Source organism: Gordonia bronchialis DSM 43247 (assembly GCF_000024785.1).
In the GTDB taxonomy this organism is placed as follows: domain Bacteria; phylum Actinomycetota; class Actinomycetes; order Mycobacteriales; family Mycobacteriaceae; genus Gordonia; species Gordonia bronchialis.
On record NC_013441.1, the window covers coordinates 2,822,669 to 2,839,675 of the forward strand.

The 17,007-nt window shown below is 64.9% G+C and carries 14 protein-coding genes; 4 read left to right on the plus strand and 10 right to left on the minus strand.

From position 1 onward, the window contains the following. The first annotated feature begins 8 nt into the window (after positions 1 to 8). Together GBRO_RS13090 and GBRO_RS25990 are read left to right on the plus strand one after the other, a co-directional pair. On the plus strand, positions 9 to 548 hold the full coding sequence (locus GBRO_RS13090; RefSeq protein WP_115311700.1) for a hypothetical protein: 540 nt from the start codon (positions 9 to 11) through the stop codon (positions 546 to 548). A 1-nt stretch (position 549) separates the two neighbouring features. Continuing rightward, positions 550 to 996 (plus strand): hypothetical protein, encoded by a 447-nt coding sequence (locus GBRO_RS25990; RefSeq protein ID WP_115311701.1) that lies wholly within the window; start codon positions 550 to 552, stop codon positions 994 to 996. A 53-nt stretch (positions 997 to 1,049) separates the two neighbouring features. Here the strand turns inward: GBRO_RS25990 and GBRO_RS13095 are convergent, their stop codons facing one another. Beyond that, positions 1,050 to 2,003, minus strand: a complete 954-nt coding sequence (locus GBRO_RS13095; RefSeq protein WP_012834415.1) for a DUF2971 domain-containing protein — start codon at positions 2,001 to 2,003, stop codon at positions 1,050 to 1,052. Between the two features lie 260 nt (positions 2,004 to 2,263). Beyond that, complete coding sequence (locus tag GBRO_RS13100) at positions 2,264 to 3,652, minus strand: IS256 family transposase (protein WP_012833431.1); 1,389 nt, start codon at positions 3,650 to 3,652, stop codon at positions 2,264 to 2,266. Positions 3,653 to 3,837: 185 nt separating this feature from the next. On the opposite strand from GBRO_RS13100, the gene GBRO_RS13105 reads away from it, so the two are divergent. Next, a complete protein-coding gene (locus GBRO_RS13105) occupies positions 3,838 to 8,730 on the plus strand; it encodes a DEAD/DEAH box helicase (RefSeq protein ID WP_041919889.1) in 4,893 nt (1,630 codons plus the stop codon). 170 nt (positions 8,731 to 8,900) lie between these two features. Here GBRO_RS13105 and GBRO_RS13110 read toward each other — a convergent pair whose 3' ends face one another. The 6 genes from GBRO_RS13110 to merA all read right to left on the minus strand — a co-directional run bounded on the left by GBRO_RS13110 (position 8,901) and on the right by merA (position 13,276). Further along, positions 8,901 to 9,179 (minus strand): hypothetical protein, encoded by a 279-nt coding sequence (locus GBRO_RS13110; protein ID WP_012834417.1) that lies wholly within the window; start codon positions 9,177 to 9,179, stop codon positions 8,901 to 8,903. A gap of 41 nt (positions 9,180 to 9,220) precedes the next feature. Further along, positions 9,221 to 9,511, minus strand: coding sequence for a type II toxin-antitoxin system RelE family toxin (locus GBRO_RS13115; RefSeq protein ID WP_012834418.1), 291 nt, complete (start codon positions 9,509 to 9,511; stop codon positions 9,221 to 9,223). Further along, entirely contained in the window at positions 9,508 to 9,783 is a 276-nt protein-coding gene (locus GBRO_RS13120; protein ID WP_012834419.1) for a type II toxin-antitoxin system Phd/YefM family antitoxin, read from the minus strand. Before GBRO_RS13120 ends, GBRO_RS13115 begins: the two co-directional genes overlap by 4 nt. An 897-nt stretch (positions 9,784 to 10,680) precedes the next feature. Next, positions 10,681 to 11,322 (minus strand): organomercurial lyase MerB, encoded by a 642-nt coding sequence (gene merB / locus GBRO_RS13130; protein WP_005179592.1) that lies wholly within the window; start codon positions 11,320 to 11,322, stop codon positions 10,681 to 10,683. Continuing rightward, on the minus strand, positions 11,264 to 11,815 hold the full coding sequence (locus GBRO_RS13135) for a MerR family transcriptional regulator (protein ID WP_005179589.1): 552 nt from the start codon (positions 11,813 to 11,815) through the stop codon (positions 11,264 to 11,266). The genes merB and GBRO_RS13135 overlap by 59 nt, the downstream gene beginning before the upstream one ends. A gap of 24 nt (positions 11,816 to 11,839) precedes the next feature. After that, positions 11,840 to 13,276: a mercury(II) reductase gene (gene merA / locus GBRO_RS13140; protein WP_012834420.1), complete on the minus strand. Its 1,437-nt coding sequence runs from the start codon at positions 13,274 to 13,276 to the stop codon at positions 11,840 to 11,842. A gap of 124 nt (positions 13,277 to 13,400) precedes the next feature. On the opposite strand from merA, the gene GBRO_RS13145 reads away from it, so the two are divergent. Further along, a complete protein-coding gene (locus GBRO_RS13145) occupies positions 13,401 to 13,778 on the plus strand; it encodes an ArsR/SmtB family transcription factor (RefSeq protein ID WP_005179587.1) in 378 nt (125 codons plus the stop codon). 612 nt (positions 13,779 to 14,390) lie between these two features. Here GBRO_RS13145 and GBRO_RS13155 read toward each other — a convergent pair. Both GBRO_RS13155 and GBRO_RS13160 read right to left on the minus strand, forming a co-directional pair. Next, positions 14,391 to 14,615, minus strand: coding sequence for a hypothetical protein (locus GBRO_RS13155; protein ID WP_223374213.1), 225 nt, complete (start codon positions 14,613 to 14,615; stop codon positions 14,391 to 14,393). A 132-nt stretch (positions 14,616 to 14,747) separates the two neighbouring features. Next, entirely contained in the window at positions 14,748 to 16,910 is a 2,163-nt protein-coding gene (locus GBRO_RS13160) for an MMPL family transporter (protein WP_370452952.1), read from the minus strand. Positions 16,911 to 17,007 lie beyond the last annotated feature (97 nt).

Here is a 17,007-nt window from a genome sequence, read left to right on the forward strand (position 1 = left end):
GGCAGCACATGGGCGCGATCATCTGCGATGCGGCGCTTCAGCGACAGGCAAAGTACAAGACGCACGTGCGTCCTCGTGTAGTCCGACTGATTAAACGATGGCCCGATGCTGGCACGCTGAGTGGGTTTAGACGCCGCATGGCGGATGAGTCGATCTCTGACACGCTCGCGTGGCGCGGACCGCAGAAGCTCGCGGTCATTGCTGCACTCACCAAAGCCTTCGACGAGGCAGGAGTCGACAGGGTAGCGGATCTGGCCAACACTCTGGCGGATGAGGACCGCGGCCTAGAGCTACGCCGTGCGCTTCGCCGGATCGCGTACGTCGGTCCGAAGACCGTCGATTACATCGCCGTGCTCGCCGGCTCCGCCGAGCATGTAGCTGTCGACATGCACATTAAGGGCTTTGCTCGGGAGGCTGGCGTTTCGTACTGGAACGACTACAGCCGCGTCTCTCAGCTGGTGAAGGAAACCGCCGAAGCCGGGGGGTGGAGTACAGGGGCCTTGGACGCGGCGATCTGGAGCTACATGAGCGAACGAAAGAAGGTCTGACGTGGCCGAGGACATCCTTAACTGGCCGCGGGTCGGATCAGATCAGCGGCTTTACGTATGTCGTCCAGCAGAGCGTCAGTGGAAGGGTGGACTTGAAGATATCCATGCCACTGTGCGCGGTGGGGAAGCTACTCAAGGTTGGATCTTCAGCGGCGACGACTACCAGCCCGGACACTTGGTGTTGACGATCATGCAGACGGTTCCGATGCTCGTGATCGGTATCGACGTACCGATCAACCAGTACGACACAGATGGCAACATCATGTGGGAGCCGAGGCCAAGGGTCCATTTCCGCCATGGTCTCCCACTCGATGAAGTGGAAGCGAAGTCCCGCATTAACTTGCGAGATTTACATGGGTACCTCGCTGCGCCCGACATTCGTAGAGTCCTGTCAGCAATGAAATCGATTCATGCTGCTGACACCGGCATTTTCGGAAGCATTCCGTAGGGCGCTGCGTCCCCGATTTGATAGGCAGCCGACGGTGGCACCCAGGACTTCAATCAGCCGCGAAACGTGATCGTGGAGGTTTCCGCAACGTCGGGGTCGTGGCCATTGATGGCCAGTAGCTGACGTGCGGCGATGAGCTGGAGTTCTTGGTATGGCCCTGGGCCGATGATCAGCCTCGCGATTGTTGTCTCTGCCGCCGGGCGCCAATGGGTACCGAGGTTGATGGCAAACGTGGTAAAGGGCGTGAGACCGTAACCTCCGATGCGAAGTTCGCCGAACAGAGGCGAGGTGCTGGCAACCGGCGGCGCTGTATGCGTCATGACACGAAACTCCTGTTCGGCCTTGAACGAGTCATCTTTGTGCTGGGCGAGGTGCTTCGCCATCTCAAAGCGTGCGATAGCGAGGTCGTGGGGGCCGAGCGCGGGGCCGTTCGCGTAGCGGCTGATGAACTCGTCGGCGTCGTGTTCGATCGCGGCTGGCGTATAGCTCATTTCGACGAGATCCACGGCAGCTGGGAATCCCAGCAGCGGGTCCTCAGGGGCTGGCCGGTTGAACATTGGGTAGGTGTGATCCCTGAGGACGACCTTGGGTATGCCGATGGCAAATCCGCCTGCGCCCCCGGCATAGCCGCGCCACTGGCTGAGATCGTCGGACTGTGTGGAGAACGAAGCGGCAAACACCTGTGCGGGGTCTGGCAGGAATCCCTGCGCACGTAGTTCTCGAGCGAGGGGCAGCAGCTGGTGGCCGCCGCCGGTTGCGCTGGCGGCATTCTCGATCTTCTGTGCAAACACTTGGCCTGCGGTCTTTAGTTCGGCGTGGTCGTTCATGAATCGGACGTCGGACGCTTGGAATCGCAGCGTTCGCTGGTAGGTATACGCGGTGTAGAAAGCGTGTCCCTCGGTCGCGTACACCTTCGGGAAGCTCGCCTGGCCGATTTGATCAACAATGCCACGGAGCCCAGCCCCAGAAGTGTAGTGATACAAGATGTCGGTGTCGTCGGTGCCCACGTTGCTCATCCGCCTGCGAAGTCTGTGACCGGATAGCCCAGCCCGGCTTGTCGGTCACATTGTGCCCATGCACCCCGACACAGTCTCGTCGGGTGGCACCAACTAGCGACAATCTACCTTCGCGACGAGTAATTGGCGGCAGTGACGCATTCTAGGTCGTAGGGAGGGCGGCCCCTGTTGGTGGCTATGAATCCCCTGAGCTTGTCAAGATGTTTGTGTAAGAACGTGACTCCTGATTTTTGTGTGCTTGCTGTTGCGGTCTAGGTGAGGTGGGGTTCGATGCGGTCGGGGTAGGCCAGGGCGAGTTGGCCGAGGGCCTGTTTCCAGTTCGTCACGACCTGTCCCTCGACGAGTCGTCCGGGGGCTTTGCGGGTGGCGGCGGGCTTGCCGCGTTCCTTCTCGCGTTGCCGGGCGCGTTTGTCCTCGATGTCGCAGATCGCCAGCCACAGCAGCTTGCGGACCGCGACGTCATTCGGGAAATGGCCGCGGTTCTTGATGACCTTACGTAATTGATAGTTCAGCGACTCGATCGAGTTCGTGGTGTAAATGACCTTGCGCAGTTCGGGTGGGAACGCCAAGAAGGGGATGAAACGGTCCCACGCCCGGTCGAAAGCCTGTGCTGCACTGGGGTATTTGACACCCAACTCCGAGTCGCGGAAGGCCTCCCACTCGAGGCGGGCGACCTCGACATCCGGGGCTGTGTAGATCGGTTTGATCGCCCGGGCCACCTCCTTGCGGTCTTTGTAGTTGACGAACCGCATCGCGTTGCGGATCAGATGCACCACACACGTCTGCACGGTGGCCAGCGGCCAGGTCGCCTCGATCGCCTCGGGGAATCCGGTGAGCCCGTCACAGCACACGACCAGCACGTCTTTGACGCCGCGGTTGGCCAGATTCGCGCACACCCCGGCCCAGAACCTCGCGCCCTCTTCGGCCTGTATCCAGATCCCCAACACATGCTTGATACCGGCCATGTCGACGCCAATCGCTATGTGGGCGTGTTTGTTTCGGACGTGGGCGCCGTCTTTGACCTTCACCACCAACGCGTCGAGATAGATGACGGGGTACAGCGCCTCCAGCGGCCGGTTCTGCCATTCGTCGACCGCGTCGAGGACCTCGTCGCAGATCTTGGAGATCGTCTCGTGGGACAGATCGGTGCCGATTGTGGATGCGAGGTGGTGTTGGATATCGCGCAACGTCATGCCGCCGGCATAGAGCGAGATGATGATGTCATCGAGGCCACCGAGCCGGCGCGACCCCTTGGGGACCAGACGTGGGGTGAACGTGCCGTCACGGTCACGAGGGACGTTCAGCTCGACCGGACCGGCTTCGGAGGCGACCGTTTTCGGGGTCGACCCGTTGCGGGCATTCGGCAGTTCCCGACCGGCCGGGTCGCCCTTGTCATAGCCGAGGTGATCGGTCAGTTCGGCTTTCAGCCCACGTTCGAGGGCGAGTTTGATCAGACCCGGAATTAGGCCACCGTCCCCGGTGATCTGAACCTGCCCGGTATCGATCTGGGCCAACAACTCATCGACCATGCCCGAAGCCGCCAACGCCTCGGCCACCTCCGCAGTCGAACGTGGCTCGGCCAGCTCAGGCAACTGATGATCGTCGTGGCCCTGCTGCTTGTCGTCTAACGCCATGCTCATAGATCTTCCTCTCTCTGATGAGCACTGGACTTACACAGACCATCTGACACCCCCAATCCCCTCTGCAGCACGGACCTGGACCCAGCTGGAACAGGCCGCCGCGAAGGCGTCCCCGGTGACGAGTTACAAGACTGATCGGCGTGGTGGGGCACCACCATCGTCTCGTTGTCTGACAGATTATGTCCATGGCGTCTGTGCACGATGTAATCGAGGCGTTCCGCAAGGAGCCGACCAACTCCGAACGCGGCACCAAGTTCGAGCAGCTGATGGTTCGTTACTTCGAGCTGGATCCCACCATGGCGCAGCAGTACGACGGTGTGTGGCGATGGATCGACTGGCCAGGTCGCCAAGGGAAGCCGGACACTGGGATCGACATCGTCGCCCGCGAGCGCGACACCGGTGATTACACCGCGATCCAGTGCAAGTTCTACGAGCCCACCCACACCCTGGCCAAAGGCGACATCGACACCTTTTTCACCGCCTCGGGCAAGGCCGGGTTCACCAACAGGGTGATTATCTCCACCACCGACCGCTGGGGCCGCAACGCCGAAGACGCCATCACCGACCAGCAGATCCCGGTCCAGCGAATCGGGTTGGCCGAGATCGCCGAATCCCCGATCGACTGGGACATTGCCTGGCCGCAGGGCGAACTTCAGGTGGAACTGACACCCGCAGTCCGTCATCAGCCTCGCCCCCATCAGCAGCAAGCGATCGATGCGGTGTTTGACGGCTTCGCCGCGGGCAACGACCGCGGCAAACTGATCATGGCCTGCGGTACAGGAAAAACCTTCACCGCACTGAAGATCGCCGAACGTACCGCCGCCGAGAACGGTGGCAGCGCACGCATCCTGTTCGCGGTGCCCTCGATCTCACTGTTGAGTCAGACCTTGCGCGAGTGGACCGCACAGACCGAGACCGACATTCGCGCCTTCGCCGTGTGCTCGGATACCAAGGTGTCGCGCGCGGCCGAAGACGTCAGCGTCGTCGATGTGGCCATCCCGGTCACCACCGACGGCCCCACCCTCGCCGCGCACATGGAACACCGGAAACGCGCCAGAGGTCTGACCGTCGTCTTCACCACCTATCAGTCGTTGCCGGCGGTCGCAGATGCACAAAACCGCGGGGTGGACCCGTTTGATCTGGTGATCTGCGACGAGGCTCATCGCACCACTGGCGTCACGGTGTCTGGGGCTGACGAGTCGAACTTCGTCAAGGTTCACGACGACGACTTCCTCCACGCCCACCGCCGGCTCTACATGACGGCGACACCCAGGATCTTCGCCGACACGGTGCGGGAGAAGGCCGAGGAACACTCGGCCGAGCTCACATCGATGGACGACATGGACATCTACGGCCCGGAGTTCCACCGGCTGTCCTTCGGCGACGCCGTCGACCGTGGGCTTCTCACCGACTACAAGGTGATCGTGCTGACCGTGGACGAAGGCCTCGTCGCGGCGCCGATGCAAAAGCAGTTGGCAGGCGAGTTTGCCGAACTACAACTCGATGACGCCTCCCGCATCGTGGGCTGCTGGAACGGCCTGGCCAAGCGTGCCGGAACGACACCCGACGGCACGGGCTTTGCACCCGACGAACCGCCGATGCGCCGCGCGGTCGCCTTCGCCAAGGACATCGCCGCTTCTAAGCAGGTCGCCGAGGTGTTCCCCGCAGTGGTCGACGCCTACCGAGACCTTCTCGACGACACCGATCCGCTCAATGACGCCACCGGCAACCGCGATCTCACGGTATCGGCACGACATGTCGACGGCACCATGAACGCGCTGCAGCGTAACGAGGCGTTGCGGTGGCTGCGTTCGGGTTCCATCGGCGACGACGAATGCCGCATCTTGTCCAACGCCCGATGCCTGTCCGAAGGTGTGGACGTACCCGCCCTCGACGCCGTGTTGTTCCTTCACCCCCGCAATTCCGTCGTCGACGTCGTGCAGTCAGTTGGACGTGTCATGCGGCTGTCCCCAGGCAAGGACTACGGCTACATCATCCTGCCCGTGGCCGTACCCAGCGGCGTCAGCCCCGCAGCCGCGCTGAGCGACAACCGACGATTCAAAGTGGTGTGGCAGGTCCTCAACGCCCTACGCGCCCACGACGACCGCTTCAACGCCATGGTCAACTCCATCGCACTGAACGCCGCCACCCAACAGGCCGGCCTCGGCAAGGGCAACGACCGACTACTCGGCGGACACATCGGCCCGGTCGCCGACGACACCGACTCCATCGGTGGTGACTCCGCTTCTCCTGGCGCATCGGGTGACGACGGTACCGGCGACCACGACGTCGCCACCCAGCTGGCTCTGTTCTCCCTCTCGGAATGGCAAGAGGCGATCTATGCCCGCATCGTCGACAAAGTCGGCACCCGCGTCTACTGGGAACAATGGGCCGCCGACGTCGCCGACATCGCCGCAGCCCAAATCACCCGCATCAACGCACTTCTGGCCGACGCCGACCATGCTGTGACGCAACGCTTCGAGCTGTTCGTCCAGGCCCTACGCGACAACCTCAACGACTCGGTCAGCCGCGACGATGCGATCAGCATGCTCAGCCAGCACCTCATCACCAAACCCGTCTTCGACGCCCTGTTCGCCGGCCACGAGTTCGCCGCCCACAACCCGGTGTCGATCGTGATGCAACAGATGATCGACACACTCGACGACGCGAACCTCGAATCCGAGACCAGCGGGCTGGAAAAGTTCTACCAATCGGTGCGCATCCGAGCCTCGGAGGTGACCAGCGCCGACGGCAAACAGCAGGTCATCGCCGAACTCTACGAGCGGTTCTTCCGGGTGGCGTTCCGCAAACAAGCCGACGCACTCGGCATCGTCTACACGCCCACCGAGATCGTCGATTTCATTCTGCGCGCCGCCGACCACGTCTCGCGAGACACATTCGGCCGTGGCCTGACTGACGACGGTGTGCACATCCTGGACCCATTCACCGGGACCGGCACCTTCCTCACCCGACTGCTGCAATCCGGACTGATCCTGCCCCACGACCTCGGCAGAAAGTACCGAAATGAGTTACACGCCAACGAAATCATGCTCCTGGCCTACTACATCGCCGCAGTCAACGTGGAAACCACCTACCATGCACTGACCACTCCCGACGGCGAGACCGGAACCTACGAACCGTTCGAAGGCATCGTGCTGGCCGACACCTTCCAGATCACCGAGGACGACGACTCGATGGACTCGATCATGTTCCCGCAGAACAACCTTCGCATCGAGAAACAGCTCGCCGCACCCATCAACGTGATCGTCGGCAACCCGCCCTACTCGGTCGGCCAGGACAGCGCCAACGACATGAACGCCAACATCAAATACCCGACCCTCGACGCCCGGATCGCCGACACCTTCGCCGCCCGCTCCACCGGCACCAACAAGAACAGCCTCTACGACTCCTACTACCGCGCCTACCGCTGGGCCACCGACCGCATCGGCGACACCGGCATCGTCGCTTTCGTCTCCAACGGCGGCTGGATCGACGGCAACACCGCCGACGGCGTCCGCCTCACCCTCGCTCGCGAATACGCCCACCTGTGGGTATACAACCTGCGCGGCAACCAGCGGACTGCAGGGGAATTGTCGCGACGCGAGGGCGGCAAGGTGTTCGGCGCCGGAAGCCGTTCCACCATCACCATCTTCATCGGCGTCAAAGACCCCACTCACACCGGACCATGCCAAATCCACTACCGCGACATCGGCGACTACCTCAGCCGAGAAGACAAACTCCGCATCATCAACGCCGACCGCATCGAAACCATGGACTGGCAACCCATCGCACCCAACGAACACGGCGACTGGATCAACCAACGCAACGACGAGTTCAGCAGCTGGCCCGTCATCGGCGCGAAGGATGGAGGCAGCAGTGCAGTGTTCGCCTCGTACTCATCCGGTTTGAAAACGGGCCGAGACGCTTGGGTCTACAACTGGTCGGACACCGCGCTGCACAATTCAGTTGCTGAACTTATGAGACAGTATCGGCAGGTCGAAGAACTTTACGCGCAACGCACGACCGGGAGCCTCGACGACGTATTCGCCACCCACCCGGAGCTGACCGGTAGCGGAATGATCTCGTGGAACCGCAGCTTACGGCAGCAAATCATGCGGGGTGCCAGCCTCGAGATCTCGGAGGCGTCCTTCCGGGCTGGCTCGTACCGGCCCTTCGCGTCTCAACACGTCTACTTCGATAAGTCCACCAGCGACATGGTCTACCGATTGCCGTCGATGTTCCCAACACCCCATCACCACAACGTCGGCTACTACATAGTTGGGACCGGGTCTGACAAACCGTTCTCTGTGCTCGCGACGAATCGCATACCGGACCTATCGTTCTGGGGCTCCGGGAGCGGCCAGTTCTTTCCTCGCTTCACTTATGAGCATGTCGATGCAGTTGCAGCTTCGGGTGAGCTCGACTTCGGTTCTGCCGCCGATGTTGTCGATGTTGACGAGCATGGTTACCGCTGCATCGACAACATCACCGACGGAATCCTGGCTCGCTACCGACGGGCGCTCGGCGACTCGGTCACAAAGGACCAGATTTTCTGGTCGGTGTACGGCCAGTTGCATGTGCCGTCATACCGGGAGACCTACGCGGGCGATCTGAAGAAGATGCTGCCGCACATCCCGATTCCGGATTCGCGGGCACGGTTCGATCAACTCGCCCAAGTTGGGGAGCAGCTCGGACACTTGCACATGCGCTATGAGGACGTCGACCCGTATCCGCTCGATGTGCAACTCAAGCCCGGTGCCGGCCCAGGGGACCCTGAGACCTGGCGGGTACAGAAAATGAAGTGGCGCAGCAAAACCGACCACACCGCCATCATCTACAACACCAAAGTCACCATCGGCGGGATTCCTCCCGAGGCCGAGGAGTACCTGCTTGGTGCACGCTCGGCGCTCGCATGGATCATCGACCGGTACCAGGTCAAGACTGATAAGGCGTCCGGGATCGTCAATGACCCCAACCTGTGGTGCGACGAACACAACGACCCGACCTACATCCTCGACCTGATCAAAAAGGTCACGACCGTAGCGACGGAGACGGTGAAGATCGTCAAGGACTTGTAGGACTCGAACAGGGCCCGGACACCAGCCACTGGCTCGGGGGGCGTTCAATCTGCCGGGGGTGCCGGTGGAGGCCTTAGCGGAAGCGGTGCCGGCGGCGGGCATCGAGCGGCAGAGGACCGACGGGATCGCTCACCGGTTGAGGGTGCGCCCTGCTCGAGGATCTGACAGGTCTAGCGGTCGATGTAGAGGCGTGCTGCGTGGCGTTTGGCGGCGGCTTGGTGTTCTTCGGCGGCGCGGAGCGTGTCGCGGAGGGATGCGAGGGCTTCGGTGATGCTGGCGATCGCTTCGGCGGGTGTGGTCGGTGCGCCGAGGGTGTCGACGGCCAGATCGTCGCGGTGGGCGAGGTCACGGTAGTCGCGCTCGATGTCGAGCGACTGGCGTTGCAGAGCGATGATGGGGTCGTAAAGCTGGTCGATAGCCTGATCGAGCGTGTTCCCGGGGTCGTTCACAACATTCTCTCCTTCGTCCAGGTACGCAGTGCCACAGTCGGTTAGGTGCGATATGCGTGGGCGCGGTGGTCGATTCTGACGACAACGATGGTGTGGTTGGGGGCGTCGATGCGGAGCAGGATGCGGTAGTCGCCGCGGCGGGCGCTGTGGAGGCCTCCGAGGTCGTCGCGCAGCGGTTTGCTGAGCCGGTGAGGGTTGCCAGCGAGAGGTCCGGAGATGAATTCGATGACGGCGTGGACGATCCGGGATGGAAGTCGTTGAAGGTCGCGGCGAGCTGGGGATGCGACCTCGACCCGGTATGGGGCGGGCGAGTCTGTCGGAGCGTCGCTCATTTCGGCGGCATACCGTGTTCGGCGCGCAGGTCGTCGATGGAGGCGGTGTGGCCGGCGGCGTACTCGGCGTCGGCGGTGGCGACGTCGTCGCGGACGCCGGCACGTGAGAGCCAGTAGATCGTCTCGTGCAGCGATTCGAGGTCGTCGGCCGACATCAGCACCGCAGCGGGTTTGCCGTGCTTGGTGATCGTGATGATGTCGTGCGTGGTTTCGGCGCTGTCGATGAGCGCGGAGAGCTTGTCCTTGGCCTCGCCGAGTGGCACTGTCGTCATGCGTCCAGTGTAGCCGCCACACTGGCCCGGATATAGCCAGACTTTTAGCCGATAATATATCTTATGTCAAGTAAGCCCCTGCATATTGCATCAGATGCAACACGTGGCCTGAGATCCGTCATTTGGATGTCAGTTGGCGACCTGGGGATTCGTCACTCGTGTCAGTAGCGCTCGTCACCGGAGTCATCTACCCGTGCGTATCTCGAGCGCGCACCGCCACCCTGACTCTCGATCTGTAGATCAGCGGATGCCTTCGGCCGCCAGGCCCTCGCGCTGCTGGGTGGCGTCGATGCTGAATGCGCCGCCGTGGATCAGCTCACCGAGGCCACTACCGAGGCATTCCAGCAGTACCCCGACTACGCGGTGATCACCAGTTTTCCTGGCCTGGCTGACCTCTCCGGCGCTCGGGTGCTCGGCGAGATCGGCGACGACCGCGAGCGGTTCACCGACGCCCGTTCGCTGAAGGACCTACGCCGGTTCTGTGCTGATCACGCGGGCCTCCGGGCGCAGCATCTCGATTACCCGCCGCGTGGTGAAGAACAACCGACTCAACGCTGCAGGATTCCTTTGGGCGTTCGCCGCGATGGCGAAAGCCGGCGCACCCCAAGACCATTAACGCCGAGGACGCGACCGCGGCGATCGGCACGCCGCTGCGCTTCGGCACCTCTTCGACCGCTTGCTCGGGCAGCTCCACTACTGCTTGCAAACCGGTCAGCACTACGACCCGATCAAGGCGTTCGGGCCCGCTCAGGACGCGTCCTTCGAGATCGCGGCTTGACCTCTTGGTGTGATCGGAGGTCTTCTTCGGCGCGTTCAAGACCGATATCGACGCCGAACTCGCCCAGCTCGGCCCGACCGGGTACCGGCCCTTGTGGGTGCGCGACACCCTGTTCTGAGTCAGCAGCACGGCGCCTCGCCGGCCGGGTCGATGAGCGCCTCGGCCAGTGGGCGTGCGAGCTGGGTGTAGGCGTCGGCGACCGGTAGCACGGTCATCCCAGGATGCTCGGATCGCCACTGCTCGGCGGCGTCGGGAGTGGCCAGGAACATCTGCGGATTGCAGCAGGTGGCGCGGACCTGCCCGCCCCGGATCCCGGCGGGGTCGACGAAGGCCACCATCGCGGCGGCCGGTTGCAGGTCGGTGACTCCCGTGACTGGATCGACGGTCAATCGCACGGCGCTGACGGTAACCGGGCACTCGGATTCGACGTGTGCGCTCGCCCCGATCACGGCGGGGAAGACGAGCGTGTCGGGCGCACACCAGGTGTAGAGCTGATGGCCTGCGACGGTGAATCGGTGCGGGGTCGGATTCAGGGTCAATCCCCACCCGAGGACCCGGCCCTGCTCGTCGTATTCGATGTCGGCGCCGATCGGTGTCTCTTCGAGATCTCCGGCGTCGACACCGGCTGCGGCCGCCAACTCCGTGACGGTGACCGGCGCTCCGTGGGCCAGCAGCCGCAGCGCGGCCCGCAGCAGCGCCCGGTCACGGTCGGCTGGTGCGATCGTGGCGAAAACGTCGGCGGGAATGGAGTCGGTGCTCATGAGAGTCAGCCTTTCCGAGAATGCGTCGGGTGCGATGTCGATGACGGTAGGGTCTGCCCCCGGGGGCAGAGTCAAGCCCGCGTCGGGCATCGGCACGGACCTCGGTCCAGCACACATCGTCGGCGGCCCACCGCGCACGGTGGATGCTGGTGAAGTCGTCGATGCGGTCGAGGATCTGCTGGGCGTCGCTGATCCGGCGGTGCAGCCGCTGTCGCGACCGCTCCAGTAGCTCGGCCAGACGCGCGCCGACCGCTCCGTCTCCACTATCGACGGCGTCATCGGTGAGCTGGCAGATCTCGGCGATGGTGAGCCCAAGCCCGCGCAGCTCGCCGATGAACCGCACACACCACAGTGCGTCATCGGTGTACAGGCGGTAGCCGGCCGCGCTGCGCCCCAGGGTGTGGATGAGCCCGAGGTCGGTGTATTCACGCAACGCCTTCACCCTCACCCCGGTCCGCGCCGACAACACGCCGATCGTCATGTGCCCGTTCATCTCGGCCTTTCCTGGAGGAGATCGTCAGCCTGCGCAGCAGGACAGTTTCGTCACGTCGGTGGTGAAGGTCTGGGCGGTCAGTTTCAACGCTTCGGCCATGGTCAGATACGGCGCCCAGCTGTGGGCGAGCCGGTCGACGGTCATACCCGCGGTCATCGCGTATCCGGCGGCGGTGATCAGGTCTCCGGCACCCTCGGCCAGCGCGTGCACGCCCAAGATCCGGCCGGTATCGGCGTCGGCGACGATCTTGGCCAGGCCACGGGTATCGCGATTGACCAGCGCCCGCGCCACACTCGACAACGCCAGCGTCCGGCACCGGCACCGGTATCCGGCCGTCACCGCCTCGGCCTCGGTGAGCCCCACGGCGGCGATGGCGGGGCTGGTGAACGTCAGCCGCGGCACTGTGGCGTAGTCCAGGACCCGATCCGCGTCGGCGAACGCGTTGTCGGCCACCAGCGTTCCCTGCGCGGCGGCCACATACACGAACTGCGGGCCCCCGGCCACGTCCCCGGCCGCCCAGATCCGGGCATTGCCGGTGCGCTGACGGTCATCGACGATCACCGCGCCGCGCCCGTCGACACCGACCCCGACCGCCTCCAGGCCCAGCCCCGCGGTGTTCGGGCGGCGACCGGTCGCGACCAACACGTGTTCGGCCCGCAGCTCGCTGACCCCGGCCCGAGTGCGCACGCTCACCAGCTTGTGGCCGCCACCGGCCAGGACCTTCTCGACGGTGGCCGCGGTCAACACGGCGATATGCTCATCGGCGAAGACAGCCTCGATCGCGGCCGAGATTTCCGGTTCCTCGCCCGGCGCCAGCCGCCCCAGGGCCTCGATCACCGTCACCCGGGTGCCGAGGCGGGCGAACAACTGGGCTTGTTCGAGCCCGACAGTGTTGCCGCCGATCACGATCAGCGACTCCGGGAGCCGCTTCAGGTCCATGGCGGTGGTCGAGGTCAGATACCCGGCCTCGACCAGACCGTCGATCGGCGGGATCCACGGCGTCGCACCGGTCGCGATCAGGTAATGGCCAGCCTCGATCACCCGGGTCCCGCCGTCGTTCGCTCCGACCCGCAACCCCGGCGCCGCACTCGTGCCGTCGAACACTGCCGTGCCGGAGACGATCTCCCACCCGTACTCGCCCGCCAGCTCGATGTACTTGTTTGCCCGCAGCTGCGCGACCAGCGCGTCCTTACCGGCGATCAGGCCCGGAAAATCCAGCGGCACCGCAGCGGCACCCAGGCCGGGAAACCGGTCGGCGGCGGCTGCGGCGTGGCGGGCCTCCGCGGCGGCCAGCAACGTCTTCGACGGCACACACCCGACGTTCACGCAGGTGCCACCGACGGTGTCGCGCTCGATCATCACCACGGACCTGCCGTGGCCGACCGCGGCGATAGCGGCGGCGAACGCCGCCGAACCGGACCCGACGATCGCCAGATCCGGACGGGATTGTGTCGTGGCCACGCCTGCCTCCTGAGGGGTTGAGCAACCGCGTCGCCAGCCAACGGCTGCTATTCGCATTGACGAATACCTACAGGGCTCATACTATGCGCTTAAGCGAATAGTTCAAGTGGTGTGGAGGTGCCCCATGTCCCGGTCCACGACCGCCGTGCCCGGCGACGAGCTGGCGTGCACACATCTGGATACGACGGCGAAGTTCTTTCGCGCCCTGTCGGATCCGACCCGGTTGAAGCTGCTGGAATACATCCTCGCCGGCGAACGCACCTCGGCCGACTGCGTCGCCCACGCCGGCATCTCCCAGCCGCGGGTGTCGGTGCACCTGTCGTGTCTGGCCGATTGCGGATACATCGTCGCGCGCCGCGACGGCAAGAAGCTGCGGTACACGGTCGGAGACCCGCGCGTGGCCGAACTGGTGCTGCTCGCCCGGTTGCTCGCGGCCGACAACGCCGCCGCCCTGACGTGCTGCACCCGCATCGACCAGGTACCGGACGGTGACCGGACATGAACGCCCTCGACAGCCCTCACGTCTCGGCAGCCGCTCACCGTCGGCGGGTTCACCGCGGCTGGGACTGGGTGTCAAGCTCGCCGAGGTCGATGCCGAGCTCGCCGAACTCACCGCGGTCCGGCGACACCCTGGCCGCCGCGCTGGCGGCCGGACGCGAAGACCTGCTCGAGCGCAGCGAATCCCCCTGCTGCCCTGTCCCATCGACACCGAACCCAGCGCCAGGCAGCGGTGGCTCGGCGAGCTGCGGGGGAGGCCGTTGTGGCTGCTGCGACCTAGACACGCCGCTGGCGGGCTTGCATCGGGACCGCGGCACTGCTGCCTGGGCTGTTGCGCGGTGGTGCCCCGCTGCTGATCGCGGCCGTAGCACTGAGCAGCGGCACGCTGCTGGTGAGCCTGTCATGGCTCCAACCGCTCGGATTCGCCCATCGGACTCGGGCTCCTCGGACTGATCTGGTCCCGCCAATGACTCGCGCCCGCGGCTGCGATGAGGGCTGCGCAGCCACACCTTCCGGCGACGCGGGCACTCCGGCCCGCACCACCGCCGCGACCTGGCTCAGGCCGTCACCGAGTTTGGCGCCTGCGAGGCCACCACGGTGATCAGCACCGTAGCCATCAACGGCGCCATCGCCGGTGCTCACCGCGCGCCGAGACCCGCTGCCCGGTCCCGGCGCGCGGTACACCTGGGGTGAGCCACGCCAGCGTCAGTGGGATGACGATCAACACGAGGAACGCTTCCAGGAACGGTCCGGCCTCCACGAACTCGGCCAGATCCGACGTAGAGCCGCAGCTGGTGGCAGGGACACCGCTCCGCCGCGCCAGCTGGGTAATACGCATCATCACCACCCCGCGACCCTGAACCTTCGACTCGACTCGAAGGTCAGACCGGCCGTGACGGTTGCCCCCGAGGGCGGTGTGGCCCCGGCGGCCGGTCCCGTGTCCGCGACGAATCAACCTGGTCTGATCGCCGCGCTACTCAGCGGCGGCCCGTGGTGCGCGAGTGTTGGGTGGGCGAAACCTGAGGGCGGGCAGCCACCAGTTCCAGCCGCCGAGCAGGCGCATGAGGGCGGGGACGAGGACGAGGCGGATGAGGACGGCGTCGATGGCGACGGCGACGGCAAGGGCGAGTCCGAGTTGTTTGAGTTCGAGGATGTCGGCGGTGAGGAAGCTTGCGAAGATGGCGATCATGATCGCGGCGGCCGCGGTGATGGGGCGTGCGGTGTGGGTGAGCCCGGCCGCGACGGCGCGCTGGTTGTCGCCGCTGGCGTCCCAGTATTCGCGGATGCGACGAATCAGGAACACCTCGTAGTCCATCGAGAGCCCGAACAGTAGCGCGAACACCACGGTGGGTAGGTAGACCTGCACGAATCCGGGGCTGGTGAAGTCGAGGACGTTCTCGCCCAGACCCCACTGGAACACCGCGACGGTGATACCGAGGGCGGCGCCGGTGGCGAGCAGGTTCATCGCGATGGCCTTGAGGGGTAAGGCGATACTGCGGAAAGCGGCGATGAGGAAGACCAGCGAGGCGGTCAGCACCAGGGCTACGACCAGCGGAAGTTTGGTGGTCATTTCGTCGGAGAGATCGACGAATTCGGCGGTGCTGCCGCCGATGCGGATCTCGGCTCCGGCTGCGCCGGCGGCTGTGTTGCGCAGGTCGCGGACGAGGTCGGTGGCGGCCATCGAGTCGAAGGTGACCGAGGGGATCGCCATCGCGAGCATTCGACCGTCATTGAGCTGGGCGGGCAGGACGATGTCGATGCGGGCGTCGCCGTCGATCTCGGTCAGGAATCGGTTGACCCGTGCTTCGGCGTCTGCGGTGAGTGGGGTGTCGCTGGGGCCGGTGGCGATGATCTCGACCGGGGAGAGTGCTCCGGGCGGGAAGTTGGTGTTCAATGCGGTGCTGGCGCGTCCGGTCGGGGTGTCGTCGAGGGCGGTGGTGCCCATGTCGAGGCCGTAGCGGATCCCGAATACCGGCAGCGCGGCGAGGACCAGCACCGCTGCGGCCGCGGTGCCGAAGAGGACGGGTCGGCGCATGACGAGATACGCCCAGCGCGCCCAGCGGCCACCGAGAACGCCGGGAGCGTCGGTGGCGCTGTCGGCAGGGCGCCAGCGGGCCGGGAGACTACCGCGGTTGACAGCCGGGCCCAAGGCGGCGAGCAGGGCGGGTAGCAGGGTGACGGCGACGGTGAGCATACTGGTGACGGCGGTGGCGACGCCGATGGCGATGCCACGGAAGATCGGTGCCTGGATGATGATCAACGCGCACAGCGAGATCATCACCACCAAGCCCGAGACCAGAATCGTTTTGCCTGCTGTGGCGAGGGAGCGACCGACGGCGCCGCTGATCGCGGCATGGTCTGGCCCGGTGTGGTGGGTGAGTTCTTCGCGGAAGCGGCTGACGATGAACATCGCGTAGTCGATACCGACGCCGAGGCCCACCATGGTGGCCATGGCCACGGTCAGCGAATCGAACGCGGTCACAGCAGTGAGGGTGAACAACACTCCGACCGCGGTCAGCATCCCGGCGATGGCCACTGCGATCGGGACCGCCGCTGCGGCCAGGGCGCCGAGGGCGAGGACGAGCAGGACCAGCGCGACCGGGATGCCGATTGCCTCGGCGCGGGCCAGGTCGGCGTTCTGCAGTTCGGTGGCCGCGTTCTGTACCGCCGAGTACCCGGTGACCCCTACGTCGATGGAATCGTCGCCGGTGGTGGCGATGGCGTCTTGCAGGTCGCGCGCGACTTTCGCGCGTTCGGCCATGTCGCCGTCCATGCCGGCGAGCGCGATCGCGACGTGACCGTCGGCCGAGATCTGGGATCCGGGCAGCCCGTCGTAGGGGCCGACGACGTCGACCACGCCCTCGACCGCGGTGGCGGCGGTGATCGTGCGAGCCACCGCTGCACGGAACTCGGCGTCGGTGGCGGTGACCGCGCCAGACTGCAGCACGATGACCGCCTGTTCCGTACCGAACTGCGGGAAGTGCCGGGCAACCAGGCGATCCACCTCGGTGGACTCCGAGCCCTCGACACCGAAATCCATCGCACCGAGCCGGTTCTCGAGCAGCGGGTAGGCCACCGCGCACACCACCAGCAGCAGTCCCCAGACCGCCAGGACCGCACGTCTGCGCCGGGCCATCAGAACGCCCCACCGATATAGCACTCCGGGCGAGCCCGGCGGCGATGGTTGCTGAGGCGAGTTCTCGACGACGGCGGACTTCTGCTGGTTCACGCGT

Bases quoted from the DNA above. Each gene is read 5' to 3' on its own strand.
- GBRO_RS13100 (WP_012833431.1), bottom strand. From the start codon at position 3,652: ATGAGCATGGCGTTAGACGACAAGCAGCAGGGCCACGACGATCATCAG.
- GBRO_RS13115 (WP_012834418.1), bottom strand. From the start codon at position 9,511: ATGAGCGACGCTCCGACAGACTCGCCCGCCCCATACCGGGTCGAGGTC.
- GBRO_RS13105 (WP_041919889.1), top strand. From the start codon at position 3,838: ATGGCGTCTGTGCACGATGTAATCGAGGCGTTCCGCAAGGAGCCGACC.
- GBRO_RS13160 (WP_370452952.1), bottom strand. From the start codon at position 16,910: ATGGCCCGGCGCAGACGTGCGGTCCTGGCGGTCTGGGGACTGCTGCTG.
- GBRO_RS13155 (WP_223374213.1), bottom strand. From the start codon at position 14,615: ATGATGCGTATTACCCAGCTGGCGCGGCGGAGCGGTGTCCCTGCCACC.
- GBRO_RS13120 (WP_012834419.1), bottom strand. From the start codon at position 9,783: ATGACGACAGTGCCACTCGGCGAGGCCAAGGACAAGCTCTCCGCGCTC.
- GBRO_RS13135 (WP_005179589.1), bottom strand. From the start codon at position 11,815: ATGAACGGGCACATGACGATCGGCGTGTTGTCGGCGCGGACCGGGGTG.
- GBRO_RS13090 (WP_115311700.1), top strand. From the start codon at position 9: ATGGGCGCGATCATCTGCGATGCGGCGCTTCAGCGACAGGCAAAGTAC.
- GBRO_RS13145 (WP_005179587.1), top strand. From the start codon at position 13,401: ATGTCCCGGTCCACGACCGCCGTGCCCGGCGACGAGCTGGCGTGCACA.
- merB (WP_005179592.1), bottom strand. From the start codon at position 11,322: ATGAGCACCGACTCCATTCCCGCCGACGTTTTCGCCACGATCGCACCA.